This window comes from Luminiphilus syltensis NOR5-1B (genome assembly GCF_000158175.1).
Taxonomy (GTDB): Bacteria; Pseudomonadota; Gammaproteobacteria; order Pseudomonadales; family Halieaceae; genus Luminiphilus; species Luminiphilus syltensis.
In genome coordinates this window covers 2,705,540-2,731,318 of record NZ_DS999411.1, presented here as the reverse complement: position 1 = coordinate 2,731,318, position 25,779 = coordinate 2,705,540, and the positions used below count along the sequence as shown (strand labels likewise).

The window sequence follows — 25,779 nt, the reverse complement described above, 5'->3', positions numbered from 1 at the left end:
ATGCCTGTTGAACGGCGGCGCAGCGTCGATGAAAAATAAGTGGATCCCACCGTTAGACGACTGGAGCCTAGAGGCTGCCCGGCGCGACATCCGGAGCCGGCCCGCGAGGGTGAAAAACAACTTAATTGGCTCTCTGGCTTCTGTTGACCGCTTCATAGGCTGCGGTTCTCTCCGGGTTCCCTTTGCTGCCGATCACCCTGTTTAATCAAGACTCATAAATATGCGTAACAGGTTACGCATTTGCGCCAGTCGGTGTATAGTGTGCTTTGTTTATGGGCGTGTGCATCCTACCGACGGGTGGGGCGCATGTAATCAACGCCTTTTATGGCTCGCCCTCCAAAAGGACAAACGCGTAAAGCGGAGACTGTGACCCCATGCAATACCATCGCAATGGCTTCAAACCCGGCAACTACCAAATCCCCGACGAAGTTCGCAAACCCTACCCGAATCCACCGGTTACCGACCTGCCCAGCGAGGTCGATGTACTGATTGTCGGCTGTGGACCGGCGGGACTGACCATGGCTCGGCAAATGGCCGAGTTCAGCGATATCACAACGTGCATTGTTGATCTGGAGCCCGGCCCCCTCCTGTTTGGACGCGCTGATGGCATCTCCTGCCGGACCATGGAGATCATGGAGGCCTTCAACAGCAGCGAGATGGTGGTGAAAGAAACCTACCAACTGCGCCAGAACGCCTTCTGGGAGCCCGATAGCGATCATCCGGAGAACATCAAACGCACCCATAAGATCTCCGATGCGCGCATCGGCCTGTCCGAGTTCACCCATGGCATCGTCAATCAGGCACGCCTGCACGAGTTGCTGCTGGAAGGCATGAAGCACTCGGTGACCGCACTTGAACCCCACTACTGCCGCAAACTCCTCGAACTGGACCTCGATTCAAACCTGACTCAGGACCTCGATGCCCATCCGATCACCGCGACCTTTGAGCGCGTCGATGCCGGGCAGGCGGGCAAGCAGGAAACGATCAAGGCGCGCTATGTAGTCGGCACCGACGGCGCGCGAAGCATTGTCCGCCGAAGCCTGGGCATCGAGCTCAAGGGAGACTCGGCGAATAAGGCCTGGGGTGTCATGGATGTTCTCGTAGTCACGGATTTTCCCGATATCCGGGTCAAAAGCTTTATCCAGTCGAAGGACCATGGCGCGGTGATGCTTATTCCCCGTGAGGGTGGCTATCTCGTCAGAATGTACGTAGAGCTTGACCTTCTGGAAAAAGGCCAGCGCGCTGCCAGCGTCAAACTCACCGAAAAAGACATCATTGCCAAGATGCAGCGTATCTATCATCCGTACACGGTCGATGTGAAGGAAGTTGCCTGGTGGTCGATCTATGAGGTGGGCCAGCGGGTGGCCGAGCGCTTCGACGACCGGCCGCTCGATGCCGATGAGAATCAAATCCCTAGGGCGTTTGTAGCCGGTGACGCCTGCCATACCCACAGCCCCAAAGGCGGCTGGGGTCTGAACACCTCGCTCCCGGATACCTTCAATCTGGGCTGGAAAATGGCGGCTGTACTGCAGGGAAGGAGCCATCCAAAACTGCTGCAAACCTATTCGCCGGAGCGGCGCAAAGTGGCTGAGCAGCTCATCGATGCCGATCGACAGCTGTCGCGACTGGTCGCCACCCAGCCGTCGGCAAAACAACTGGCGGGGGACCAACGCAAGACCAATACTACTGACATCGAGGCTTTCATGGCCCGGCAAAACGGCTTTGTCGCCGGCACCGCCATTGGCTATTACCCGTCATACATCTGCACGGGGCAGGCAAACCAGGAGCTGGCAACCGGTTTCAATATTGGCCAGCGTTTCCACTCCGCCATCGCCGTCCGGGTCGCTGACGGTCGCCCGCAGCATCTGGGACATCTGGTAAAAGCCGATGGCCGCTGGCGTATCTTCTTGTTTGGTAATCAACAGAACCCTGCAGATGCCTCTTCCGATACGGCAAAGCTTATTGATTTCTTGGCTGAAGATGCAGCATCTCCGGTGCTCAAGTACACCCCCAAGAGCGCTGATATCGATTCGGTAATCGATGTCTATGCCGTATTCCAGCAGCAGGATCTCGCCATTGAAGACATGCCCGATTACCTCTGGCCTGCCAAGGGTAAATACGGCCTGAGAGACTACGAAAAAGTCTTCCATGCGGAGGAGGGTAATGACATTTTCGAGCAGCGTGGTGTAGATCGCGCGAGCGGCTGTATGGTCGTGGTGCGACCCGACCAGCACGTTGCCAACATCTTGCCGCTCAACGCGCATGGTGAGTTAGCTGCGTTTTTTGATGAGTTTATGCTGCCTCAAAGATAATTAGGGGCGGGGCAGCGTCACGGATTATGCTTTCTTCCTGAAGCTCTCTTATCGCCAGTAGGAAACGGTAACAAGAGAGTCGCGCGCAGGTGTCCGTTTAAGCTACGGATTCCTAAACCAGTACTCGTCTTACCCGTGAGGATGGCTAAGCAACCCGTCGCATAGTGTGCTTCATTGTCTGACTGTCGTGGTGAATCTTCTCACAGCACCAGCCCCTGGTTGTTGGCCCTCGGTATCTCGCCGTTAGTGATCACGGGTCGCAAGGGTGTACCATAGCCATTCGCTGTCTTAAGTCTGAATGCGGTGGGCAGTGACATCGCAGGGCCATGGGTAAGACGTCTACCTCAGGCAATCGAGTTGATGCGAATGTCCGTAAAGTTACGAAGCACTAACGAAAGGATTTCTCATGACAGCTGACTATCGAGTGTATTGGGCGCCGGGCTGCTCCAGCTGTTTGCGCACCAAGGAATTCCTATTGGATCACGGTATTCCCTTTGAGTCGGTCAATATTGTCGAGGATCCCGATGCGCTTGATGAATTGGCAGACATCGGCTTTCGCACCGTACCCGTCGTACGCCGTGGCGATGCGGCGGTGTTTTGCCAGGATTTGCAGGACGTGGCCGATTTCGTCGGTGTGTCCCTCAAGAAATCCGAGTTGTCAGCCGCCGATCTCGTCGGAAAGTGTGACCTGTTAATGCTGGCGGCCCAGCGCTATCTTCGGCAACTCTCCGAGGAGCAGCTGGCAGGCCATTTCCCTGGGCGGGATCGCACCTATCGCGACCTCGGGTATCACATTTTCATGGTGATTCAGGGGTTTCTTGAGGCCGCCGAAGGCGGATCTCTGGAAATGGAGGCGTTTCTGCGGATGCCTCCCGAAGATGTGGTCACCTCTGAGCATTTGGCGGCGGTGGGCGAGGAGGTCAGGTCGACCCTGTCGGACTGGTGGGAAGGTGTTAACCATCAGCCCCCCGAAACCGTGAAGACGTATTATGGTGTCCGCGCCACATTCAGCGTGCTCGAGCGCACCACCTGGCACGCGGCGCAGCACTGTCGTCAATTAGAGGCGGTGGTGAAAAGTCACGGTATGGCACCGGATGGCGCCCTGGGGGATGCCGAGCTGGGCGGGCTCCCGTTGCCGAAAAATATTTATGACAACGAAATTGCCATGGACTCGGAGGCTGTCGATACCAGGCCGTTTCCGCTTAAGCACTCCGATCCCGCCTGATCCATAACAACGAGAGCTGTGGCAGTGGCCCTTTGTACAAGTGCCAGTCGGCTGATCGTTGTCGGCTGGACACGCACGTAGTTGAGGCCAATATTCCAGACTGTTGCGCGCTCAGAATGTCCAGGCCAGGCCCACCATCGGGCCATGGGTGAGCGTGTCGTAGGCGAAAGAGCCGACTTCGCCGCGGATTCCGGACTCGTAATCCACCCAGGTACCCCGATAAGCGAACTCCATCGATAAAGATTCAAACTGTCGCCAGAGACTGACTCCCGCTGCGGCGGTCCAATCGGACTCGATGCCAAAGCCGCCGATATCGCCGCGCAGAACGAGCTTCCACTTCTCGTTTATGGGATGGTGCCAACGACCGCCGACAACCGGATCGACCCAATCTTCTTTGATTTTGACGCGCCGGGGCTGCAGTGGCCCCAGCTCCAGATTCACGCCAATATCGTTGTTCCACCAGCGCAAACCACCATAGAGGTCGAAATACTGCGATCCACTCTGAATGCGACGAAATACAAAGGTTTCGAGAACGCCCTGATAGACATCGGCCTCCAAAACGCCATTACGGGCCACCGTGGTCCCGCCACTCAAATCCATAAAGCCGAAGTCGACGATAACGCCCCATTTTTGATCGCGAATCGCCTCCAGATGCACCATGGCGCCAATATCGAGTGAATCCAGAATCGTACTGAAGTCGACATCCACGGGGACATCAGCGACACGACCGAGACCGGCATCTCCCTCGATTGATGTTGCCAATACATAGGGCTCGATCATGAATTCCCAGTCTTTGTCCTCTGCGGCGACGGAGACGGGCAGGGCAATTGTCAATAAAAGGGGAAGCCAAAATTTCTTCATCGTAACTATCGTCTATGGGGTAAAAGAGAGTGGGCGGGATTATAGAGAATATCCCCATGCAGTGTTTCTCAGTGCTGGAAGAGGTGCAGAGACACTAACGTCGTTGGCGATTTAGCCCTTGCGTGGAATTAATAAAAGCTCGAACCTCGGGAGCTATTAGAACGGTTTACTCGCCTTGACCCCTCGTGGACTCAAGCGATTCGATGACTAAACAGGATTACGCGCTGGTTGGAGTCAGGTAGTCTAAGGTGCGGTATTAGATACGGTAGCCTTCTTCGATGATGCCCTACGTTCTCGATCACCTCCCTGTTATCGGCTCTTTCACCTATTTTTTGTTGCTCTGGTGGGGGTACGGCTACTACGCGCTGCGGCGAGCGAGAGCGGGGGACCGGCTCTCGCTGTCCCGCGCGATGCGAACTCAGCGCGAGCTGTGGAGCGCACGGATGCTCAGGCGTGATATGCGCATGACCGATGCCTCGCTGCTCGCAAATCAGGAACGGGTTGTGGGCTTCTTCGCTTCGACCACGCTGATTATTCTCGCCGCCGTTCTGACGGCGATGTCCAATGCTACCGAGATCGCCGCCTTGATCGAGCAGTTACCTCTCATCGGGGGTAGTACGGAAGCCGAGCTGGTGCTCAAGCTTTTTGTGCTGCTCCTGATCATGGTTTACGCCTTTTTTAAAGTGACCTGGGCGCTCAGGCAGTATGGATTTGCGAGCGCACTGGTGGGAGGGGCGCCCATGCCAGATGAGATGGTCTCCCCTGAAGATAAAGCGCGTTTTATCGAGAATTTGGCCCGGCTAATGGACAACGCAGGCCACGATAACAACGGCTGCCTGCGCGCCTACTATTTTGCGTTCGCGGTGGTGTTCTGGACGGCGGGTAACCTGGCGTTTGTGGTGGCAACAACAATCGTCGTCTTGATTCTGGCTGAGCGGGAGTTTCGTTCATCCGCCGTGGTCTGCATCCGTGATGCGCAGGTAGCGTTGTCGGATGACGTCACCGCTGAATCATTGAGCCGTCAGGGACCCGGCACAGAGCCTGAACAAACCTAGCTACGGGCTGTCGCTGCCAGTAGGGCCGTGCTGTTAACCCCTGCTAATCTTCTGCGCCCACTCTTTAACCTTGGCGCTGGTAGCCACCTGTCCCTCGGACACATAGGCCTCGTGTCGGTTCTCGATCTCTTCGGGGTCGTACACGTAGTTAACCATGATCCCAAAAGAGCGTCGCTTACCGGCTTCGGATTGGTCGCCATTCCAGTGGATACGATCCAGCATGGCGCCGTTGCTGAGGTGGAATCGCGCAACGGGGTCTAGGGGTAGGGTGCCGCGCTTCTCGGCAACCAGATAGTGGGCGCAGAGATGCACAAGGCGTTCCTGCAGTGAGGCATTGGTTTCACTGGCCTCCTCGATCTCATCCATGTGCTGGTTCACGCGCGCCAGCGCCGATGACACGGGCGATTCCTCCGGGGAATCTGCGTCCATCGCGCCTTCGAGCCACGGTCGGAAGCCGGGGACCGGTGACAGGGTCTCCAGGCGTTTTAGCCGGGGGAACTCTGCGCGCAACTCAGAGGCAACCTGCTTGATTAAAAAGTTGCCGAAGGAAATACCCTGCAGGCCAGCATGACAATTACTGATGGAGTAAAACGTCGCAGTGGTGGCGCTCGAGGGAATCTGGAGTTCGCGCTCGGTTTCAACCAGTGGGCCAATGGCACTGCTGCTATCGCTGGTTAATGCGACCTGCACGAAAATAATGGGGTCGTCGGGCATCGCCGGGTGAAAATAGGCAAAAAGCCGGCGATCTTCCTTGAGCCTTCCACGCAGGTCGCTCCAGCCTTGAATCTCGTGAACCGCCTCGTACTCAATAAACTTTTCCAGAATGCTGGCCGGCGAATCCCAGCTGATCCGACGTAAACGCAGAAATCCGAGATTGAACCACATGAGGAAAAGACGTTTCAGGTCGTCGTTGATCGCCTGGAGTTCGGGCGTTTCAAGACCGTGGCGCAACAGATCCCCCCGCATTCGCACCAGCTGCCCGGTGGCATTGGGGACCATGTTCAGTCGGCGAAAGAGCCGATTACACCGTGGCTCAATGGCGCGGCGCAGCTCGCCGAGCTCTTCTGGTGCGGCGTTGTTGGTATAGCGTTCCATGGCGGCACGAAGGCGTTGGTCGTCGAGTGTAAAGTCACGCGCCAGTCCCTGAAAAAATGCAGTCTGCTCTTCGCTCGAAAGTACGGAATACGCATTGAGTATCTGTTCTGCCAATGCCAGCCCCGAGGCTTCACCGCGATGATCGACGAGATCACCGCAAAGGATAAGCAGCAGTTTTGGATCGATGTGGGCATTTGCAGGCAGAGACGATTTCTGCCGGAGAATGACGCGTCCCGCCGCCAGTGCAGAAGCAAAAATGCGCGAAATCGGGCTGCCCACATCGCCGGATGCGGCAGAGCTTGATTGTTCAGTTTGCGGTTCCATGCTGTGCTCAAACCCTCCGGCTTAAGGTTCTTTGCAGACGCTACAGGCTGACAACATTTTGCCTGTCATCAGGCCCCCTATGTTAGTCCAGTCGCTGCACCGTCACCATGCAAGCAGATGGTCCGGTTGAAAACTGCCCTGAAGGGGTAGTCGGGGGTAAACGCGTTGAGTCAGTGAATGCACTGTTTATACAGTGAACTATCGGTGGGCACTCGCCCTTGCGAGGGCGGCGGTGGCATCGAGATCCGCAAGCAGGCGTCGCTGGCCCAGCCAGAAGAAGAACAGCCCCAATTGACCGGCCGCCAGCATGGTCAGCATCGCATAACGAAGATTGTCGGATCCAAACCCCGACGCGTAGTAATCGCTCAGTAACCCGACGAGCAGCGGCCCCAAACCCAGGCCGATCATGTTGATGATGAACAGCATGATGGCGGAGGCTACGGCGCGCATCCGTGGGGTGACCAGAGTCTGACCGAGCGCAATGCAGGGGCCGAGGTACATGGCGTTGAGAATATTGGCGGGTAACAGCGCGAGGATGATGAGCCGAGGATCGTCACCCAACAGGGCATAAGCCGCCGGCGGTATCGATAGTGAGCTGGCGAGCATCGGGAGCCAGACGTACCAGCGTCGATCCCACAAGGCCATTTTATCGGCCAAAACGCCACCAAGAACGGTGCCAATAGCCCCCGCAATCCCCGACAACAGACCCAAAACGAAACCCACCTCACCGACGCTCATGCCGTGATTGCGGATGAGGTACGAGGGCATGAAGTTGCCATTGCCGTAACCGACCAGTGACATAAACGCGGCGGCTAGGGCGATCCACCAAAATGACGAGCGCTGTCTGAGCGTGGCTATTGTTTCGGCGAAGGATGCCTTTTCTGCGACGACGCCGGCCTCCCAAAAACCGCGGACGGGTTCGCGAACCCACCAGACCAACAAACCCGCGAACGCTACCCCGGGGATGCCAATCACGAAGAAGGCCTGACGCCAGCCCACCGCCTCGGCCATGTAGCCGCCCCCCATGTAACCGAGCAGTATTCCGATGTAGATGCCCATGGAGTACACCGATATCGCCGTGCCTCGTTGCTGCGGGGGGAAGTAATCGCTGAGCATGGAGTGTGCAGGCGGTGAGCCTCCAGCCTCCCCGAGCCCGACGCCAAAACGCGCCAAAACCAGTTGCGCGTAATTCTGGACCAGCCCGGACAGTGCCGTCATGGCACTCCAGAAGGCCAGCGACAGGGCAACGATATTGCGTCGATTACTGCGGTCGGCCAAATGGCCAATGGGGATGCCCGCGACTACGTAGATCACCGCAAAACTAAATCCGGTCAGCAGGCCCAGTTGGGCATCGGACAGTGCGAGTTCGGCCTTGATGGGCTCGGAGAGAATGACCAGCAACTGGCGATCGATAAAGTTGAAGGTATAAACGATTGTGAGCATGAGCAGTGCCAGCCAGCGATAGCCACTGGGTTGGCTGGCCGATACGTTTTCCGGGTTTTGGCTCATGTGGCGCGTTATCCAACGTGTGATCAACGAGCTTGCCAGACGGTATCGCGTTTGGATAGGTAGGGCGTGTTAAACTCAATTCATGTCCAATGAACGCCAAAATTTGACCCATCTCGACGCTGAGGGTAGAGCCTCTATGGTCGATGTCGGCGACAAAGCCGTGACCCATCGCACTGCCGAGGCGAGAGCCCGCGTGCGAATGGCTCCGGAGACCTTGGCCGCCATCACTGAAGGCCGCATGCCCAAGGGTGACGTGTTTGCTGTCGCCCGTATTGCTGGTATCCAGGCGGCGAAGCGGTGTAGCGACCTTATTCCACTCTGCCACCCCTTGCCGCTGACGTCGGTAAGCGTGGATATTGAAGCGGATGTCAGCCTTCCGGGCGTTACGATTTCAACCCGGTGTCGAGTGACGGGTCAGACCGGCATCGAGATGGAAGCCCTGACCGCTGCCTCGGTGGCGGCGCTGACTATTTATGACATGTGCAAGGCCATCGATCGTGGGATGTCAATCGAAGGCGTGGAGTTGGTGTCCAAGGAGGGTGGCGCCAGCGGGGACTGGCGGCGGGGTGACTCGTGCTGACGGTTCGTTTTTTCTCAATGATTCGCGAGACCCTCGACACCGAATCCCTGCAAATTGATTGGGCCCCGAGCCTGGCTGATGTCGAGTCGCTAAAGTCTGTGCTGTCGAGTCGTGGCGCTACCTGGGCTGACACGCTTAATGAGACCAGCGTGATCGCCGCCGTTAATCAACAGGTCGTCTCTGCTGACCATCCACTCGCGGATGGTGATGAGGTGGCGTTTTTTCCTCCGATGACGGGCGGTTAGTCGATGGGTGTTTTCGTTCAACGAGAGCGCTTTGATGTTGCCGCGGCATACCGGGACCTGTTGTCTGCTCATCCGGGTGCTGCTGTCGTCACGTTCACCGGCTACGTGCGTGATTTCGGGCAGGGTGGGGCGGTCAACGCGCTGGAGCTCGAACATTATCCTGGTATGGCTGAACGGGTTCTCTATGAGCTCGGGCAGTCGGCGTCGTCGCGTTTTGGTCTCCGGGGGTGGCAGCTTATCCACCGATACGGCAAGCTCGGCACGGGCGAGCCGATCGTATGGGTCGGTACCGTCGCTGATCATCGAACGGCGGCGTTTGACAGCTGCAATTTCATTATGGATGTGTTGAAGACCGATGCTCCCTTCTGGAAACGGGAACACAGCGGCGGTCAGTCACACTGGGTCGAAGCCAACGGCGACGACGCAAAGCGACGCCGACAGTGGCGAGGTCGATAGGGGTGCTGGAGTAGCGCTCGATTTCCATTACCGTTGACCCTTCTCAAACGACCTGAAAGAGGATTTATCGTTGGATACCAAGGCATTTCGTGGCGCGCTGGGCCGATTCCCGACCGGGGTTTGTCTGATAACCGTCGACGACCCCCAAAGCGGCCCCTTGGCGCTGACGGCCAATTCATTCGCTTCGGTTTCCCTCGACCCCGCGCTGGTTCTCTGGAGCGTGCAAAACGATTCCGAGCATTTCCGGGAATACACCGCCTGCGAGAATTTTGGCGTCAGTGTTTTAGGCGCTGACCAGATGGATCTGTCCAACTATTATGCGACCAAGCACCAACACAGCATTATTGCTGATCAATTTGAGTTTGATGCGTTTGGTGTCCCGCTACTTCGTGATGCGCAGGCGACCTTTAGTTGTCGTATTGACGCACTCCATCCGGGTGGAGATCACCACATTATTGTTGGAGAGGTGATCGATTTCTCAGCTCGAGAGGGCGCACCGCTGGTGTTTTTCGGAGGTGCCTACGATGGCCTGCAATCCCAGGGGGAGGGAGGGTCGCGATGAAGTTCTGTGCGACCTGTGGCGGCGCCATCGAGCAGCGGGTCCCCGAGGGCGATGATCGCCGACGCTTTGTCTGCGGCGACTGTGGCGAGATCCACTACATCAATCCGCGCGTGATCGTGGGGTGCCTCCCCGAGCACAACGGAAAAATCTTGCTTTGCCGGCGCGCGATTGAGCCACGCCATGGTTACTGGACGCTGCCCGCCGGGTTCATGGAAAACGGAGAAACGACCGCCGAGGGTGCGGCCAGGGAAACGCTGGAAGAGGCTGCAGCGACGGCCTGCAATTTGCGCCTCTATCGCCTGCTGGATGTGCCGCATATCTCACAGGTTTATGTGTTCTACCGCTGCGGTATCGAGGAGGGTCGCTTCGGGATTGGTCCGGAAAGCCTTGAAACCCGTTTATTCGACGAGGCCGATATTCCCTGGGATGAAATTGCTTTCCCTACAGTCACTGAAGTCTTAACCGAGTTTTTGGATGACCGGAAGCAAAATGTGTTCCCGGTGCGACACTCGGTGATTTCACTGCCGGATAAATTCCGAAAACATTGATTGAACACACGCAAAGACGGTCTTTTTCATAGGAGTACCTGGTTATGACCTACCCCAAAATTGGTAATCTGGCGCCTGCGTTTACCCTCGAGGATCAAACGGGAAAGAAGGTGTCACTAAAGAGCTTCCGCGATAAGCAGAATGTCGTCGTGTACTTCTATCCGAAGGCCATGACGCCGGGATGTACGGTACAGGCACAGGGTCTGCGAGATATCGCCAAGGTATTAAAGAAGCGCAATGTCGCCGTGCTCGGTATAAGCCCCGACCCTATCAAGCGCCTCGACAAGTTCGCTCAGCGGGACGAGCTCAATTTCACGTTATTGTCCGATGAGGACCATGGGGTCGCGGACAAATACGGCGCATGGGGCCCCAAGAAATTTATGGGAAAGGAGTTCGACGGCATCCTGCGTACAACCTTCATTGTAGGAATTGATGGACGTCTTAAGGCGGTAATGGACAAGTTCAAGACCAAAACCCATCACGACGACCTGCTGTCGACACTCGATGAATTGGGTATCAAATAAGGTGTTTGTTTTGGTGTGGCGCCAATGCGCGTAATTACCTGCAATACCAATGGTATCCGCGCGGCAGAGCGCAAAGGCTTTTTCTCCTGGCTCGGTCAGCAGGGTGCCGATGTGGTCTGTATTCAGGAGACCAAGGCTCAGGAACAGCAACTCACCGACGATGCTTTTTATCCCGAGGGCTATCACTGTTTCTATAATGACGCTGAGAAAAAGGGCTACTCGGGGACCGCGCTTTACTGCCGTAGCAAACCCCAGCGGGTGATTACGTCACTTGGCTGGGATCCGGCTGATTCGGAGGGGCGCTACCTGCAGGCGGATTTTCCCGGCATCAGCGTGGTGTCGCTTTATCTGCCTTCGGGGTCCAGCGGTGATGAACGACAGGTGCGCAAGGAAGTGTTCATGGACGCGTTCTTCGATCACCTGAAAGCGCTGCGGCGTAAACGCCGCGAGTTTATTATCTGCGCGGACTGGAATATTTGTCATCGGGAGATCGATCTCAAGAATTGGCGCGCTAACCGCAAAAATTCGGGGTTCCTGCCCCATGAACGCGCCTGGCTTGATCGTGTGTTCGATGAGCTGGGATATGTCGATAGTTTTCGGCGCGTCAATCCCGAGCCGGATCAGTACACATGGTGGTCAAATCGTGGCCAGGCCTGGGCCAAGAACGTCGGTTGGCGCCTCGATTATATGTTGGTCACCCCGGGGCTCGCGGACGCCGCGACGAGCGCAAGTATTTATCGGGAAGAGCGGTTTTCCGATCACGCACCATTAACCCTCGATTTCGCCATCGATCCACTCGATTAGCGTTGTAGAAATCACCCGGTCACCGTAGAGTGACCTGTTTTTTAAGGAGAGAATCATGTTTATTCAGAATGCGTATGCTCAGGCCGCTGGCGGTCAACCTGCCGGTGGCGAGCTGTTCCAGATCGGATTTTTGGTAGTTCTGTTCGGGCTGTTTTACTTCATTGCCATACGCCCCCAGCGCAAGCGCCAGAAAGAGCATCAGGAGATGGTCGATGCGCTGAAAAAGGGTGATGAGGTCATTACGTCCTCAGGAATGCTGGGCAAGATTACCGGTATCGACGACAACTATATCGTCCTGAGTGTTACCAATAATGTTGAGCTCAAATTTCAGCGGGCACACATCAACGCCGTTCTACCCAAAGGCACCTTGAAGTCGGTTGGCGTTGAGTAAGACTCTGCTCTATCCCCCGCGGATTCCGCTGGCGCAAACGCCGACACCGTTACAGCCGCTTATTCGAGCCGCCGAGCGTTGGACCCCGGGAAAGCGTCTGTGGATCAAGCGGGATGATATGACCGGCTCATTACTCACGGGCAACAAGGTCAGAAAGCTCGAGTTCATTGCCGCGCACGCCCTCGACACCGATGTTGATGTTCTCATTACCTGCGGTGGGCTTCAGAGCAATCATTGCCGCGCCACCGCAGTCGTTGCTGCCCAGTTGGGTCTCAGATGCCACCTGGTGCTCCGCGGTACGCCCCCCAGCGACGAGGGCAATACCTTGCTCGATCGCCTGGTGGGCGCCGCAATTACTCCTGTTGCGCCTGAGGATTATCGGAAGAATCTTCGGGCCTTGCTGGAAGCGACTGCCGAGGAGTACCGGTGCGCGGGCCTCAAACCACTGGTAATACCGACGGGGGGCAGTGACGGGCTCGGCGCCTGGGGCTATATCGCAGGGGTAGAGGAGTTGGCGGCAGATTTCGCGCAGCAGGGTCTGGTTAACCCCCTGTTGGTGACGGCTACCGGTTCAGGGGGTACCCAGGCGGGCTTGATTGCGGGCAGCGCACTGCATGATCTGGATGTGCGCATCGTGGGTATGGCCGTTTGCGACGATGCCGATTATTTTTCGCGCAAGGTATCCAAAGATATCGCTGAGCTGCAGCAACGGTTTCCTGATCTGCCCGAGTTTGCCTTCAGTGTTGAAACCATCGATCGGTACGTTGGCGAGGGATACGGTATCGCCTCCGAAGAAGTGTATCGTCTCATCGCCGAGCTCGGAGCGCTCGAAGGCGTGGTGCTCGATCCTGTTTACGCGGCAAAAGCATTTCTGGGATTGATCACTGAGGTGGCTTCAGGCTCGTTTGACGACCATAGCGACATTGTGTTTTTGCACACCGGCGGTGTGTTTGGTGTTTTTCCCCATGCCGAAAAGCTGAGCTCTGCACACAATGGCTGGTCTTAGTGTGTCCGGACGCCCCGTAAGCGACGTTAAGGAGTTTTCATGGAAGCAGTGATTACCACGATCAATGGCTATGCCTGGGGACCACCCATGCTGGTTTTGCTGGTGGGTACGGGGATTTACCTCACCTTGGGGCTTGGGTTTCTGACATTCACGCGCATACCCACGGCGTTCAGATTATTGTTGGGTGGCTTCAGTGGTCACGGTGACGGCGATATTCCTCCCTTTCGTGCACTGATGACATCGCTCTCCGCGACTATTGGCACCGGTAATATCGCGGGCGTCGCTACTGCAATTACACTCGGCGGACCCGGTGCGCTGTTCTGGATGTGGATTACTGCGCTCTTCGGCATGGCCACCAAATACGCGGAGGGCGTATTGGCGGTTAACTATCGCGAGCGCGACGCCCTCGGAGGTTACTCCGGTGGTCCGATGTATTACATCCGTAATGGGTTAGGCTCGAATTACCGCTGGTTGGCAACGGCCTTCGCTATCTTTGGGGCCATGGCGGGTTTCGGTCTGGCCAACACCGTGCAGTCCAATTCGGTCGCCCAGGTGCTCAGCGACAACGTCGGTATTCCATGGGAAGCGACAGGCGTTGTACTGATGATTCTGGTAGGTAGCGTGATCCTCGGTGGAATTCAGCGCATCGCCGCTACCGCCGCCGCTATCGTGCCGACGATGGCTCTCGCCTATGTGCTCATGAGCGTCATCGTTATCGCCATGCATATCGAAGCCGTACCCGCTGCATTTGTCACGATCATCGATTCGGCGTTTAACGGCGCCTCCGCCGCCGGTGGCTTCGCCGGGGCCACGGTCTGGGCCGCTATACGGTTTGGGGTGGCCCGGGGCATATTTTCCAACGAGGCGGGTTTGGGCAGTGCGCCCATCGCCCACGCCGCGGCAAAGACCGAGGAACCGGTAGAGCAGGGCATGATAGCGATGCTCGGCACCCTCATCGATACATTGATTATCTGTACCATGACGGGGCTTGTTATTGTGCTGACCGGGGTGCTCGATTCGGGCACCTCTGGAGCGAGCCTGACGGCGATGGCCTTCGGTAGTACGTTTCCTGGTGGTGAATGGGTGGTGACCATTGGTGCGGTTGTGTTTGCCATCACTACGATGATCGGTTGGTCGTTTTACGGCGAGCGCTGCGTGGTTTACCTGGTGGGTACCCGGGGTATTCTGCCGTTTCGCATACTTTGGGTGCTTGCGATCCCGGTGGGTGCGGGACTCAATCTTGGCATTGTCTGGTTGATCGCCGATACACTCAATGCGTTTATGGCCATACCCAATTTGATTGCCCTGTTGCTGTTGTCCCCGGTCGTATTCAGGCTATCGCGGGAGTATTTCAGTGCAGATTCGAAGCCCCAGCTTGCCGGGGGCGAGGACTGAGGTGATGTCGCGAGGAGAGCGCTATGTCTGATGCAGTGACCACTGATGACCAGCGTCTGGTAATCGCGATTTCCTCCCGGGCGCTTTTCGACCTCGATGAGGCACATCGTGTTTTTGAAGAGCAGGGTCTCGATGCCTATTCCCATTACCAGATTGAAAATGAAGACACGCCGTTACCGCCCGGGCAGGCCTATCGAGTCGTTCGTAAATTGCTGGCACTTAACGAGCGGTTACCGGAATCACTGCGTATCGAGGTGGTGCTCTTGTCGCGCAACAGCGCGGATACCGGCCTTAGAGTATTCAACTCGATTGAGCATTACGGCCTGGCCATTACCCGTGCGGCTTTTTGTGGTGGCGAATCCCCCTGGCGTTATATCAATGCGTTTGGCTGCCAGCTGTTTCTTTCTGCCGAGCCTGGGGATGTGCGTAAAGCGCTCGAAAGCGATGTTGCTGCAGCGACGCTGGTTTCCCGCGCAGCCACCGAGGCCGAGGGTGATCAACTGCGCTTTGCGTTCGATGGTGATGCGGTCCTGTTTTCTGACGAGGCTGAGCGAATCTACAAAGAGCAGGGGCTCGCCGCTTTCGCTGAGAGCGAGCGTGCGTCGCGGCACGAGCCGCTGGATGGTGGTCCCTTCAAGCAGTTCCTGGCGGCATTGCAGCGCCTGCAAAGCGCTTTCCCCGCCAGTGAAGCGCCGATTCGTACGGCCCTGGTCACCGCGCGTTCAGCGCCGGCCCATGAGCGGGTTATTCGTACGCTACGGGCCTGGGACATTCGGATCGACGAGTCCATTTTCCTCGGTGGCCTGAAGAAAACCGAATTCCTGAAGGCCTATCAGGCCGATGTATTCTTTGATGATCAGCAAACCCATTGCGATCTTGCAGCAGACCACATTGCGACGGGCCATGTGCCCCATGGTGTCGCCAATCCCCCTGAGAAATGCGAATAAAAAACCGGATTTTTATGCTTTTTGTTTGCATCGCCGGTCTTGAACGGGGTACCGTATTTACTATCCGTCAGCCAGTATGAAAGGGTCGATTTATGAAGTTGCAGCAGTTGCGCTACATCTGGGAAGTCGCGCACCACGACCTGAATGTATCCGCTACGGCCCAGAGCCTTTTCACCTCCCAGCCCGGAATCAGTAAGCAGATCCGCCTTCTGGAAGACGAATTGGGTGTCGAGGTTTTTGCCCGAAGCGGCAAACACCTGACCCACATCACGCCGGCGGGCGAGGTGATTCTGGAGTTGGCTGGAGAGATTCTGCGCAAATCGCAATCGATCAAGCGCGTCGCGCAGGAATTCTCCGACGAAACTTCCGGCAACCTTGCCATCGCCACAACCCACACTCAGGCGCGCTACGCACTACCGAGTGTTATTGGAGAGTTTATAAAGCGCTTCCCCGACGTTTCCTTGCATATGCAACAGGGTACGCCCACCCAGATTGCGCAGATGGCCGCCGATGGTGTGGTTGACTTTGCCATTGCCACGGAAGCGCTCGGTTTGATGTCTGACCTGATTACCCTGCCGTGCTATCGCTGGAACCGATGTGTCGTGGTGCCCAAGGACCATCCGCTGACCAAACTGGACAAGCTGACGCTCGAAAGTGTGGCCGAGCACCCCATTGTCACCTATACCTTTGGGTTTACCGGTCGATCAAAGCTGGACGAGGCCTTCTCCTCCCGCGATCTGACCCCCAAGGTCGTGTTTACCGCTGTCGACGCTGATGTCATAAAAACCTATGTTCGCCTCGGGCTTGGAATCGGGATTATCGCGGGTATGGCCTACGATGAGCGCCTCGACGACGACCTGGTCAAGCTCGATGCGCAACATCTGTTCGCCTCAAGTGTGACCAGTCTGGCCTTTCGTAAAGGAACCTTCCTGCGCGGATACATGTATGACTTTATCAGCGAGTTGGCACCCCATCTGACCAAAGATATTGTCAGTGATGCGCTCACCCGGCCTAATCCGGTGGAGCGAGCGGAGCTTTACAGCCACTTCGATTTGCCGACTTACTGACGTTCAAGGGCGTGCATGAAGACGCCGACCTTATCCAGTGTTTCCTGATACTCGGCTTCCCAGTGTGATCCCGCAGTAATACCACCGCCTCCCCAGCAAACCAGTTCTCCCGACAGTGCCTCCAGTGTGCGAATGGCGATATTTGACTGCAGGCTGCCATCGGCGCCAAGAACGAAAATACTTCCGCAATAGGCCCCACGCGGACCCGTTTCCAGCTCTCGAATGATTTCCATCGACCGTTTCTTGGGCGCCCCGGTGATCGACCCACCCGGTGAGCAACCCACCAGAATCTGGCCACTGCTCACACCCGGCTTCAGGACGCCGGTTACAGTGCTGACCAGATGATGCACATTGCTGTAGGTATGAAGCGCGCACAGTTCCGGCACACGTACCGAGCCCGCCTGGCAGTACTTTCCGATGTCATTGCGTAGCAAGTCAGTAATCATTACGTTTTCTGCGCGATCTTTGCTGGAAGCCGCCAGCCGCTCCGCGTTGCGTGCGTCTATCTCGGGATCCGTGTGCCGTGGCTCGGTGCCTTTGATGGGCTGGGTAATAACCTGACCACCGGAGATCGCGAGAAACCGCTCCGGTGACAGTGATAACACGGTATGGTCGGGTGCGGGGCGCAGATAGGCGGCGAAGTTACCACCTGCGGCAGCTTTCAGCTTTTTCCATGCGACCCAGGTATCACCCTCATAAGGCGCGTGGAAACGGTGTGCGAAGTTCACCTGATAGCAATCACCGGCGACAATGTAGTGCTGGATGCGATCGATGCATTTGCGGTAACCTGTTTTTGAAGTAGTGGCTTTAAAATCCTGTTTTAAAACGAATTTATTGCTTCTGTTGAGTTGCTCATCTGGGCCTTTGATAAGGCCAAGAATGTCGTTTCGTTGCTCTGGAGTGGCGCCGTCTGAAAACGTCACCCAGGTGCGCTGCTGCACATGATCCTGAACCAGCAACCAGCGATAAAGTCCGGCGGAACCTCGGGCTGAAGCCTGGTCGGCAATGCCTTGTTGGCTGGCTGCCGTATCGTAGTCGAGGTGGCCGATAACACAGGGTGGGGCGTAGGGCATCAGCTCGGTGTTGTCCTGATTCTTGTTGGCAACAGCTTCCAGGGACAGTTGCTGCTCGATAGCCGATATCCATGACACCGGGTCGTTGTTGTAGTCAGCGACGGAAAACGTATACGCCGGCAGCGCCGTTAACACGTCGTAGCGGCCGACACTGCCGCGGCGGCCGCTGGAGTCGAGTAGGGCGAAGCCAGGCAAGTGTCTCAATCGCGCGCCGTAGGCATCGATCGACGGTTGATAAATTAAAGGAAAAGTGCTGCTGTTCATGTCTAGTTCGCCGAAGTTAGCTGCATCATTCTGTCGCATTGAATTGACAGCAAAAGGCTAGAAACGTATTTTCCACCCCTGCTGGCAACCGGTTCCCCGATACCGATTTTGCAGCTGTACGGATTGGTTCGCACCGTGCCCACATTCGGATTTCGCTTTCACCCCGGGAGAATAGCCCATGAGCAATAATCAAAAAGGGGCAGAGGACAGCGCTCGGCCATTTGTTCGACTCGATAACCCGCTTTCGGGCCGGCCTGAGACATCCCTGCACGCCGATTCAGAGCCGGTAAACGATCGCTATGGGGAAACGTTGCGACGTGGCGCCGAGCTGCAACAGCGGCCCTTTGTCGCCGCCGGTGAACGCAATATACAACGCCAGCATCTAAAACACCGAATGACCATCTGGGAGCGCATCCGTTATCTCTCGGACGATGCGCCCCACGTGTTGTATCAGAACTGGGGACCCAATCTTGATGGCGCGTCCCTGGTAACGGCAATTATCTCTGTCAATGGTCGCGACGTCGCTATTTATGGGCACGACTTCACCGTTCGCGCAGGCTCTATGGACGCTACCAACGGTGCGAAGCTGGCGCGACTTTTCGAACTGGCTGCCAAGAGACGCATTCCATTGGTCGGGCTCAATGACTCCGCGGGCGCCTACATACCTGCAGGCGTTGGCGGACTTGACGGCTATGCCGAGGCCTTTACGGCGCTGCGCAAAGTGTCCGGTGTGGTGCCCAGCATTATGTGCATGTTTGGTTTCAATGCGGGTGGCGGCAGTTATTTGCCACGCCAGGGTAGCTTCCTGATTCAACCGAGAAACACTTTCTTTGGTCTCACCGGACCCGGGGTGGTCAAGTCGGTACTGGGTGAGGACATTACCCCCGACGAGCTTGGTGGTCCCAACGTCCACAGCCAGACCGGCGTCACCGACTTCGTGGTTGACGATGAAGTAGCAGCCCTGCGTAAGGTGCGGGAGTTGTTGAATTACCTGCCCGACTCGAATAACACCCTTGCTCCCCACGAGCCATCATCTGATCCCAGCGACAGGGCCACGGTCGATATCGATATTCTTCTGCGCAAGGCATTCAACTCCCCGAGTGGTTTCAATACCCCGGTGGATATCACCATTCTGATCCAGCAGTTGTGTGACCACGGCGATTTCCTGGAGATTCAAGCCGAGCGTTCCAGAAATACCATCACTGCCTTTGGTCGCATGGGTGGCAATGTTGTTGGTTTTGTTGCCAATAACTCGGCGGTGGCCTCGGGTCAGATCGATATCGGTGCCGCTTACAAGAATGCGCGATTTATTCGCTTCTGCAATCTCTACAATATTCCCGTCATTTTCCTTGAAGACACCACTGGCTTCCTGCCCGGTAGCGAACAGGAGCATCGGGGTATTGTTCAGGCGGGACGGGCGATGCTCGATGCGATTGTTGACCTCCGTACACCGCGCTTTCTGGTGTTGGTGCGCAATGCGTTCGGTGGTGCTTACGCGTCCTACAACAACTACCCGACCGGTGCCGATTTTGTGGTCGCTCTGCCGACGACTCGTGTCGCGGTTATGGGCCCGGCCGGGGTCGAGTACGTTTACAAGGATGAACTGAAAAAAATCAGAGCCTCTGCCAAAACGCGCGTCGAAGAGGAGGTCGCTGCTCAGCGAGCGCAGGGTCTCTCCGAAGAGGAAGCCACTGCAGCTGCTCGACAGTTGGTGGATGCCTGGGCGAAAAGTGAGGAGGCCGCGCTGGCCCAACGCTACGAGCAGGAGATCATGAATCCTGAGGAGGCGCTGAGCCTGGGCTCGATTTCACAGATTGTCATGCCTGCGGATTTACGACAGGTACTCGCTGACCACCTGGCATTCTGCCTGCGTCATTATGAGCCAGCGCCAATGCAGGGCGTTCAGCGTGAGTTCCACTAAATAAGCATTCGATCAGGAGTAGGCTGTGTCCAATGAGCACTATTTGAACAACCCGATGATCCATCGGGAGCGGCGCCTGAGTCAGGCGACTTCACCCTGGGTTCGGCAGTTTGATTGCAGCCATATGCGTCCGCTCATCATCTGTCGTGGGCCCATCCGCAAGGAGGCCATGGACGTTTTTGCGGAAATGGGCATCACCCATTACGGCATCCTGCTCTCGGAAAAAGACTCGATTGTTTATCCGCGTGCGCTTGCACCCGAGTTGCGCGTCCTGACAGACCCCTACCGTGTACACCGAGTACCCGATTACACCGGCGCCACCAAAGAGGAGCGTGACCAGCGCATCGCCGACATCATCGCTATAGCCAGAGACGGCGATTACAACAGCATATTCGCGGGCTACGGCTTCATGGCGGAAGATGAAACCATGGTCGCCGCCATGGAGGCCGCCGGTCTGAACTTCATAGGACCCTGCTCGCGAACAGTACGTCAGGCTGGCCTCAAAGATGAGGCAAAGCGTACCGCACTCAAGACCGGGGTCTCGGTGACACCGGGTATCGATAACGGCACCGCGCTGACACTGCTGAAAAAATATCCGACGGTGAGCGACCTGCAAACCCTCTGCAAGAAGGAGGGCCTTGAGGTAGATGCGTCGGTCTGGGAGATTGATGCGGTCGAGACTATTGCCGATGAAGTGCTTGCAGCAAGTTACCGTAAGGGCATAGACCTCTACACAGTGGAGGAGCTTTCCGAGACCCTCACCGAGTGCGTCGAAAAGATCAATGAGCAATACCCGGAGAACCGCGTGCGCCTCAAAGCGATTGGCGGCGGCGGCGGTAAAGGTCAGCGAATTATCGCGCTTGGCGACGCGGCGCGGACGCCCGAGCTGGTCAGGGAAATTCTCAACGAGGTCAAGACAACAGGCGTTGGCGATAATAAAAACGTGCTTGTCGAACTGAATATCGAGACCACTCGCCACCAGGAGATTCAGGTGGTGGGTAATGGAGAGTGGAGTATTACCCTGGGCGGCCGTGATTGTTCGCTCCAGATGCACGAACAGAAGCTGCTCGAGGTGTCGGTAACCCGGGAATCCCTGTTATCGGCACAGCAACGTGCTGAGCAGGACGGCCGCGCCGAAGAGGCGGCCGTAATGGCGCAGGATGTGCGTACCCTCGATGCCATGGAAGACGAGGCGTCCCGGTTCGGTACCGCCGTCGGCCTTGATAGCGTGTCGACCTTCGAATGCATTGTCGATCGCGACAAACACTTCTTCATGGAAATGAACACGCGGATTCAGGTCGAGCATCGTGTGAGTGAGCTCTGCTATGCGATGAAGTTCACGAATCCGGATAACGACGGTGACAGCTTTGTCGTCGAATCATTGGTTGAGGCTATGGTGTTGCTGGCGGCCCACGGCCCGGCACTGCCGAAGCCAGAGCGCATACCGCGATTTGAGGATAGTGTTGAGGCGCGTCTGAATGCGACCAATGACGCGTTGCAGCCCAACGCCGGTGGTCAGATTGAATACTGGTCCGACGCTATCGATGGCGAGATTCGCGACGATCAGGGCATTAGTTTGCACAACCCCGATACCGATGTGTTCATGAACTACACCCTGGCTGGCGCTTATGATTCGAATATCGCGCTCTTGCTGACGGTAGGTGACTCCCGGGAGCAGACCTACGAGCGAATGGCCGAGGTGTTGAGAGCCACGTCAATGCGCGGCAGGGACCTGCATACCAATCTGGCCTTCCATTACGGCCTCGTGCACTGGTTCCTAGGGCGTACCGTCAATGCGCGTCCGACGACCAAGTTCATTGTTCCGTACCTGACCAGCGTTGGGGAACTCGCCACGGAATCCCGTCGTATTGATGTGGATACGGCCTGGTCGTTACTGGTTCAATCCAGCGCTGCGGAGCTCGATGCCGCAGAAGGCGCACAACTCACCGAGGCATTGTCGCGAAAACAGTCCTTGCTACTGCGTCCCCTGCGCTTCCTGCTCGATAGCCCCCACGCCTTATCGGGCTGGTTGTCACTCAATCAAAAGGCTTTTGATCACAGCGGTGACACGATTGTCTGGGCGGAAAACCCGATAGAGGTACTCGCGGATACCTATCATTTCCTGAAGCTAAATTACTCGGAGTCCGCCCCGGCGGCCAATGTCATCTGGGAGCATGACCACGCCATACTCACGGCGGCTGAGGACTTTTATTCCGATTTGGGCGAGTATTTGCCGACCGGGGATTGGTCCGCATTAAATGCCGCACTCGCGGGCGAGGCCCCTGAGGGATTCAATGCCGAGGAGTGGTTGTCAGTACAAAGTGCGCATCGCGGATTCCAGGCAGGTATGGAGATTCTTGAGCTGTTGCCGGCCATGGCTCAGTTCACGGGCTTTTTCGAGCTTGCCATCAACTCGGATATGACCATCCATTTTCCGGAGCGGCTGCTCGATGAGGAACACCAGAAGGCGATGATGAAGGCGCTTGCGCCGCCACCGCTGGCCAAATCCGACGAGATTGTTGCCGCCAGTGGCGGGATGTTCTACGGTCGCGAGTCGCCGGACGCGCCGGTCTACCTCGAAGTCGGGTCTCATTTTGAGGCGGGGGATCCCCTGTACATCGTTGAAGTCATGAAGATGTTCAACAAAGTTTATGCGCCGTTCTCTGGAACCGTGGACGAGGTACTGGTGGAGGGCGATGGGACGATCATCTCCAAAGGTCAGACGCTCTTTAAGGTCACTCCGGATGAGCAGATCGAGATCGAAACCGATGACGTCGTTGCCAGCCGTAAGCGCGAGCACACCCGGGAACTCATGAAGTTGGTGCTTTGAGGAGTCGATATGATTACTGCACTTGACCACATCGCAATCGCTGTCCCCGACCTGGATGCAGCGATCAAGCGTTTTATGGAAGATTTTGGGCTCCCCTTCGAAGGCACTGAAGATGTAGTGAGCGCAAAAACAAAGACTGCTTTTTTCCCTTTGCCACCGACCCAGATTGAACTGGTTACTCCGCTCAATGGCGAAGGTCCCATTGCCGGTTATCTGGAGAAGAAAGGCGGGGGTATTCATCACCTGTGCTTCAGGAGCGATGACATTGAGGCTGACGTGGAGCGACTTGCTGCCAAGGGCTACCAGTTTATCGGTGATACGCCCACCCCGGGAGCTCATGGCGCAAAAGTCATTTTTATCCATCCCAAAAGTTGTGGTGGCGTCCTGATAGAGATCAACCAACCTGCCGAGGAGCATTAAGTGGCGATTTACGATTCTGACAAGGCGACGCTCGAGGCGTGGTCGGCACTGGTGGAAAAGCAAAGCAAGGGCATGAAGCCCGACGATTTCACCTGGCATACGCCCGAAGATATTCCGCTGAAAGTACTTTATACCGCGGAAGACCTGAAGTCTGTCGAGTACACCGACACGCTTCCCGGATTGTCGCCCTACATTCGCGGACCGCAGGCGACGATGTATGCGGGACGTCGCTGGACCATTCGCCAGTACGCAGGCTTCTCTACCGCTGAGGCGTCTAACGCGTTTTATAGAAAGGCATTGGCTGCCGGTGGTCAGGGCGTGTCGGTCGCTTTCGATCTGGCGACCCACCGGGGATACGACTCAGACCATCCCCGCGTCACCGGCGATGTCGGTAAAGCAGGGGTCGCTGTGGATTCGGTTGAGGATATGAAGATCCTCTTCGATGGCATTCCGCTGGATCAGGTATCGGTGTCCATGACCATGAATGGCGCTGTGTTACCGGTGCTCGCAGGTTATGTCGTCGCCGCGGAGGAGCAGGGGGTCTCTCAGGCGCAACTGGCCGGGACCATCCAGAACGACATTCTCAAAGAGTTTATGGTCCGCAACACCTACATCTATCCACCCGTACCCAGCATGCGAATCATCGGCGATATTATTGCCTTCTGCTCGCGCAACATGCCCCGCTTCAACACCATTTCAATTTCCGGATATCACATCCAGGAGGCAGGAGCGAACGCGGCACTGGAATTGGCCTATACACTCGCTGACGGCAAGGAGTACATCCGAACCGCACTGGATTCAGGGTTGAATATCGACGAGTTTGCGCCGCGCCTGTCTTTCTTTTGGGGCATCGGTATGAACTTCTATATGGAGATCGCCAAGATGCGCGCGGGTCGCCTGCTCTGGGCCGAGATCGTTGACGCCTTTGAGCCCGAGAACCCGAAGAGTTCGATGCTGCGGACCCATTGCCAAACCTCAGGCTGGTCGCTCACCGAACAGGACCCTTACAACAACATTGTGAGAACCACGGTTGAAGCTATGGCTGCCGTATTCGGGGGCACGCAGTCACTGCACACCAACGCGCTGGACGAGGCGATCGCACTGCCCTCGGATTTTGCCGCACGCATTGCGCGCAACACCCAGCTGATTCTGCAGGAGGAAACCGGCATCGGGCAGGTGGTGGATCCCTGGGGTGGCTCTTACATGATGGAGCGCCTGACGGCGGATATGGCGGCGAAGGCCCGTGAGCTGATGGCCGAAGTCGAACAGGCGGGCGGCATGGCCAAAGCTATCGAGAGCGGCCTGCCCAAGCTCCGAATTGAAGAAGCCGCCGCCAAAAAGCAGGCGCGTATTGATCGCGGCGAGGACATTATTGTCGGCGTTAACAAGTACCAGACCGATAGCAAGGATGAGATCGATGTGCTCGACATCGATAACGACGCGGTTCGGGATTCGCAGATCAAGCGACTCGAGGCCATTCGCGCTGACCGTGACGACGACGCGGTGACGGCTGCGCTTGATGCGCTGACCCAGGCTGCGGAATCCGGAGAGGGCAATTTACTGGAACTTGCGATCGAGGCCACGCGTCTGCGTGCTACGGTCGGTGAGATTTCCGATGCGCTCGAGAAAGTTTATGGTCGCTTTGTCGCCAAAGCGCAGACGGTGTCGGGTATCTATGGTGCCGCGTATGCGGACGATGGAGACTGGCAACAGATTTCGGCGGATATCGATTCCTTTGTCGAACATCACGGTCGTCGTCCTCGAATGCTGGTGGCCAAGATGGGACAGGATGGTCATGACCGAGGGGCCAAGGTGGTGGCAACGGCCTTCGCTGACGTGGGTTTCGACGTTGATCTGTCACCCATGTTCTCAACCCCGGAAGAGGTCGCACGCCAGGCCGTCGAAAACGATGTCCATGTGGTGGGTGCATCGAGCCTGGCTGCGGGTCATAAAAGCCTGGTTCCCCAATTGATAGACGCGCTCAAAAAAGAAGGGGCCGACGACATCGTGGTCATTGCCGGCGGCGTGATTCCGCAGAAGGATTATGAATTCCTGACCGACAAAGGTGTTTCGCTGATCTTCGGTCCCGGAACGCCGATTCCCGATGCGGCCCGAAAAGTGCTCGACGCCATCAACGCCGGGTGAAACTACCGTCTGCCGACGCCATTGTTGCCGGTGAGCGCCGAGCGCTCGCCAAGGCAATCACCCTGGTAGAGAGCACCCGGGAAGAAGACCGAGTCGCCAGCCAGGAACTGCTCAACGCTATATTGCCGGAGACGGGTAACGGTATCCGAATCGGTATTACCGGTGTTCCCGGTGTAGGTAAGTCAACCTTTATCGAGGCTTTTGGTCTTCATCTTATAGA

At 56.7% G+C, this 25,779-nt stretch carries 23 protein-coding genes and 1 pseudogene; 20 read left to right on the top strand and 4 right to left on the bottom strand.

Translation table 11 applies throughout. From position 1 onward, the window contains the following. Nucleotides 1–374: 374 nt before the first annotated feature. Together NOR51B_RS12365 and NOR51B_RS12360 are read left to right on the top strand one after the other, a co-directional pair. Nucleotides 375–2,312 (top strand): FAD-dependent monooxygenase, encoded by a 1,938-nt coding sequence (locus NOR51B_RS12365; RefSeq protein ID WP_009019635.1) that lies wholly within the window; start codon nucleotides 375–377, stop codon nucleotides 2,310–2,312. 406 nt (nucleotides 2,313–2,718) lie between these two features. After that, nucleotides 2,719–3,537 carry a glutaredoxin domain-containing protein gene (locus NOR51B_RS12360; protein WP_009021091.1) on the top strand — a complete coding sequence of 273 codons (819 nt, stop codon included), beginning with the start codon at nucleotides 2,719–2,721 and terminating at the stop codon, nucleotides 3,535–3,537. Between the two features lie 111 nt (nucleotides 3,538–3,648). Here NOR51B_RS12360 and NOR51B_RS12355 read toward each other — a convergent pair whose 3' ends face one another. After that, a complete protein-coding gene (locus NOR51B_RS12355) occupies nucleotides 3,649–4,398 on the bottom strand; it encodes a hypothetical protein (protein WP_009020751.1) in 750 nt (249 codons plus the stop codon). A 278-nt stretch (nucleotides 4,399–4,676) separates the two neighbouring features. On the opposite strand from NOR51B_RS12355, the gene NOR51B_RS12350 reads away from it, so the two are divergent. Beyond that, nucleotides 4,677–5,453 carry a DUF599 domain-containing protein gene (locus tag NOR51B_RS12350; RefSeq protein WP_009019480.1) on the top strand — a complete coding sequence of 259 codons (777 nt, stop codon included), beginning with the start codon at nucleotides 4,677–4,679 and terminating at the stop codon, nucleotides 5,451–5,453. Nucleotides 5,454–5,486: 33 nt separating this feature from the next. Here the strand turns inward: NOR51B_RS12350 and NOR51B_RS12345 are convergent, their stop codons facing one another. Together NOR51B_RS12345 and NOR51B_RS12340 are read right to left on the bottom strand one after the other, a co-directional pair. Then, nucleotides 5,487–6,872, bottom strand: a complete 1,386-nt coding sequence (locus tag NOR51B_RS12345; RefSeq protein ID WP_009019221.1) for a malonyl-CoA decarboxylase — start codon at nucleotides 6,870–6,872, stop codon at nucleotides 5,487–5,489. Between the two features lie 198 nt (nucleotides 6,873–7,070). Continuing rightward, complete coding sequence (locus NOR51B_RS12340; protein WP_009020959.1) at nucleotides 7,071–8,381, bottom strand: spinster family MFS transporter; 1,311 nt, start codon at nucleotides 8,379–8,381, stop codon at nucleotides 7,071–7,073. 82 nt (nucleotides 8,382–8,463) lie between these two features. Here NOR51B_RS12340 and moaC point away from each other — a divergent pair, with 82 nt between their 5' ends. The 12 genes from moaC (at nucleotide 8,464) to cysB (ending at nucleotide 16,906) form a co-directional block, all read left to right on the top strand. After that, the gene (gene moaC / locus NOR51B_RS12335) at nucleotides 8,464–8,961 is read left to right on the top strand and encodes a cyclic pyranopterin monophosphate synthase MoaC (protein ID WP_040482099.1); all 498 of its coding nucleotides are present in this window, start codon (nucleotides 8,464–8,466) and stop codon (nucleotides 8,959–8,961) included. Further along, the gene (gene moaD, locus NOR51B_RS12330) at nucleotides 8,955–9,206 is read left to right on the top strand and encodes a molybdopterin converting factor subunit 1 (RefSeq protein WP_040482098.1); all 252 of its coding nucleotides are present in this window, start codon (nucleotides 8,955–8,957) and stop codon (nucleotides 9,204–9,206) included. Before moaC ends, moaD begins: the two co-directional genes overlap by 7 nt. A gap of 3 nt (nucleotides 9,207–9,209) precedes the next feature. Further along, entirely contained in the window at nucleotides 9,210–9,662 is a 453-nt protein-coding gene (locus NOR51B_RS12325) for a molybdenum cofactor biosynthesis protein MoaE (protein WP_009021628.1), read from the top strand. Nucleotides 9,663–9,732: 70 nt separating this feature from the next. Continuing rightward, nucleotides 9,733–10,224 carry a flavin reductase family protein gene (locus NOR51B_RS12320; protein WP_009019509.1) on the top strand — a complete coding sequence of 164 codons (492 nt, stop codon included), beginning with the start codon at nucleotides 9,733–9,735 and terminating at the stop codon, nucleotides 10,222–10,224. Then, nucleotides 10,221–10,772 carry an NUDIX hydrolase gene (locus NOR51B_RS12315; protein ID WP_009020129.1) on the top strand — a complete coding sequence of 184 codons (552 nt, stop codon included), beginning with the start codon at nucleotides 10,221–10,223 and terminating at the stop codon, nucleotides 10,770–10,772. Before NOR51B_RS12320 ends, NOR51B_RS12315 begins: the two co-directional genes overlap by 4 nt. Nucleotides 10,773–10,816: 44 nt before the next feature. Further along, on the top strand, nucleotides 10,817–11,296 hold the full coding sequence (gene bcp, locus NOR51B_RS12310; RefSeq protein ID WP_009020649.1) for a thioredoxin-dependent thiol peroxidase: 480 nt from the start codon (nucleotides 10,817–10,819) through the stop codon (nucleotides 11,294–11,296). A gap of 24 nt (nucleotides 11,297–11,320) precedes the next feature. Beyond that, nucleotides 11,321–12,100 (top strand): exodeoxyribonuclease III, encoded by a 780-nt coding sequence (locus tag NOR51B_RS12305; protein ID WP_009019665.1) that lies wholly within the window; start codon nucleotides 11,321–11,323, stop codon nucleotides 12,098–12,100. Nucleotides 12,101–12,155: 55 nt separating this feature from the next. Beyond that, on the top strand, nucleotides 12,156–12,491 hold the full coding sequence (yajC, locus tag NOR51B_RS12300) for a preprotein translocase subunit YajC (protein WP_009019752.1): 336 nt from the start codon (nucleotides 12,156–12,158) through the stop codon (nucleotides 12,489–12,491). Next, entirely contained in the window at nucleotides 12,484–13,497 is a 1,014-nt protein-coding gene (locus NOR51B_RS12295) for a D-cysteine desulfhydrase family protein (protein WP_009019997.1), read from the top strand. Before yajC ends, NOR51B_RS12295 begins: the two co-directional genes overlap by 8 nt. A gap of 39 nt (nucleotides 13,498–13,536) precedes the next feature. Further along, nucleotides 13,537–14,892: an alanine/glycine:cation symporter family protein gene (locus NOR51B_RS12290; RefSeq protein ID WP_009021732.1), complete on the top strand. Its 1,356-nt coding sequence runs from the start codon at nucleotides 13,537–13,539 to the stop codon at nucleotides 14,890–14,892. Nucleotides 14,893–14,915: 23 nt separating this feature from the next. Beyond that, on the top strand, nucleotides 14,916–15,839 hold the full coding sequence (locus NOR51B_RS12285; RefSeq protein ID WP_009019379.1) for a 5'-nucleotidase: 924 nt from the start codon (nucleotides 14,916–14,918) through the stop codon (nucleotides 15,837–15,839). Nucleotides 15,840–15,931: 92 nt separating this feature from the next. After that, the gene (cysB, locus tag NOR51B_RS12280) at nucleotides 15,932–16,906 is read left to right on the top strand and encodes an HTH-type transcriptional regulator CysB (RefSeq protein ID WP_009021449.1); all 975 of its coding nucleotides are present in this window, start codon (nucleotides 15,932–15,934) and stop codon (nucleotides 16,904–16,906) included. Here cysB and NOR51B_RS12275 read toward each other — a convergent pair. After that, a complete protein-coding gene (locus NOR51B_RS12275) occupies nucleotides 16,900–18,243 on the bottom strand; it encodes an anthranilate synthase component I family protein (RefSeq protein WP_009020392.1) in 1,344 nt (447 codons plus the stop codon). The two genes, cysB and NOR51B_RS12275, sit on opposite strands and share 7 nt — an antisense overlap. Nucleotides 18,244–18,421: 178 nt before the next feature. Between NOR51B_RS12275 and NOR51B_RS12270 the strand changes: the two genes are divergently transcribed. The 5 genes and pseudogenes from NOR51B_RS12270 to NOR51B_RS15725 all read left to right on the top strand — a co-directional run. Next, nucleotides 18,422–20,164, top strand: a complete 1,743-nt coding sequence (locus tag NOR51B_RS12270; RefSeq protein WP_009019465.1) for an acyl-CoA carboxylase subunit beta — start codon at nucleotides 18,422–18,424, stop codon at nucleotides 20,162–20,164. Nucleotides 20,165–20,189: 25 nt separating this feature from the next. Next, nucleotides 20,190–22,994, top strand: a complete 2,805-nt coding sequence (locus NOR51B_RS12265; RefSeq protein ID WP_009021052.1) for an ATP-binding protein — start codon at nucleotides 20,190–20,192, stop codon at nucleotides 22,992–22,994. Nucleotides 22,995–23,003: 9 nt separating this feature from the next. After that, on the top strand, nucleotides 23,004–23,414 hold the full coding sequence (gene mce / locus NOR51B_RS12260; RefSeq protein WP_040482097.1) for a methylmalonyl-CoA epimerase: 411 nt from the start codon (nucleotides 23,004–23,006) through the stop codon (nucleotides 23,412–23,414). Further along, on the top strand, nucleotides 23,415–25,559 hold the full coding sequence (gene scpA, locus NOR51B_RS12255) for a methylmalonyl-CoA mutase (RefSeq protein ID WP_009020283.1): 2,145 nt from the start codon (nucleotides 23,415–23,417) through the stop codon (nucleotides 25,557–25,559). It begins immediately after the preceding gene. Beyond that, nucleotides 25,556–25,779 (top strand): annotated as a pseudogene (locus NOR51B_RS15725) (methylmalonyl Co-A mutase-associated GTPase MeaB); the annotation flags it as partial. The gene scpA and the pseudogene NOR51B_RS15725, both read left to right, overlap by 4 nt.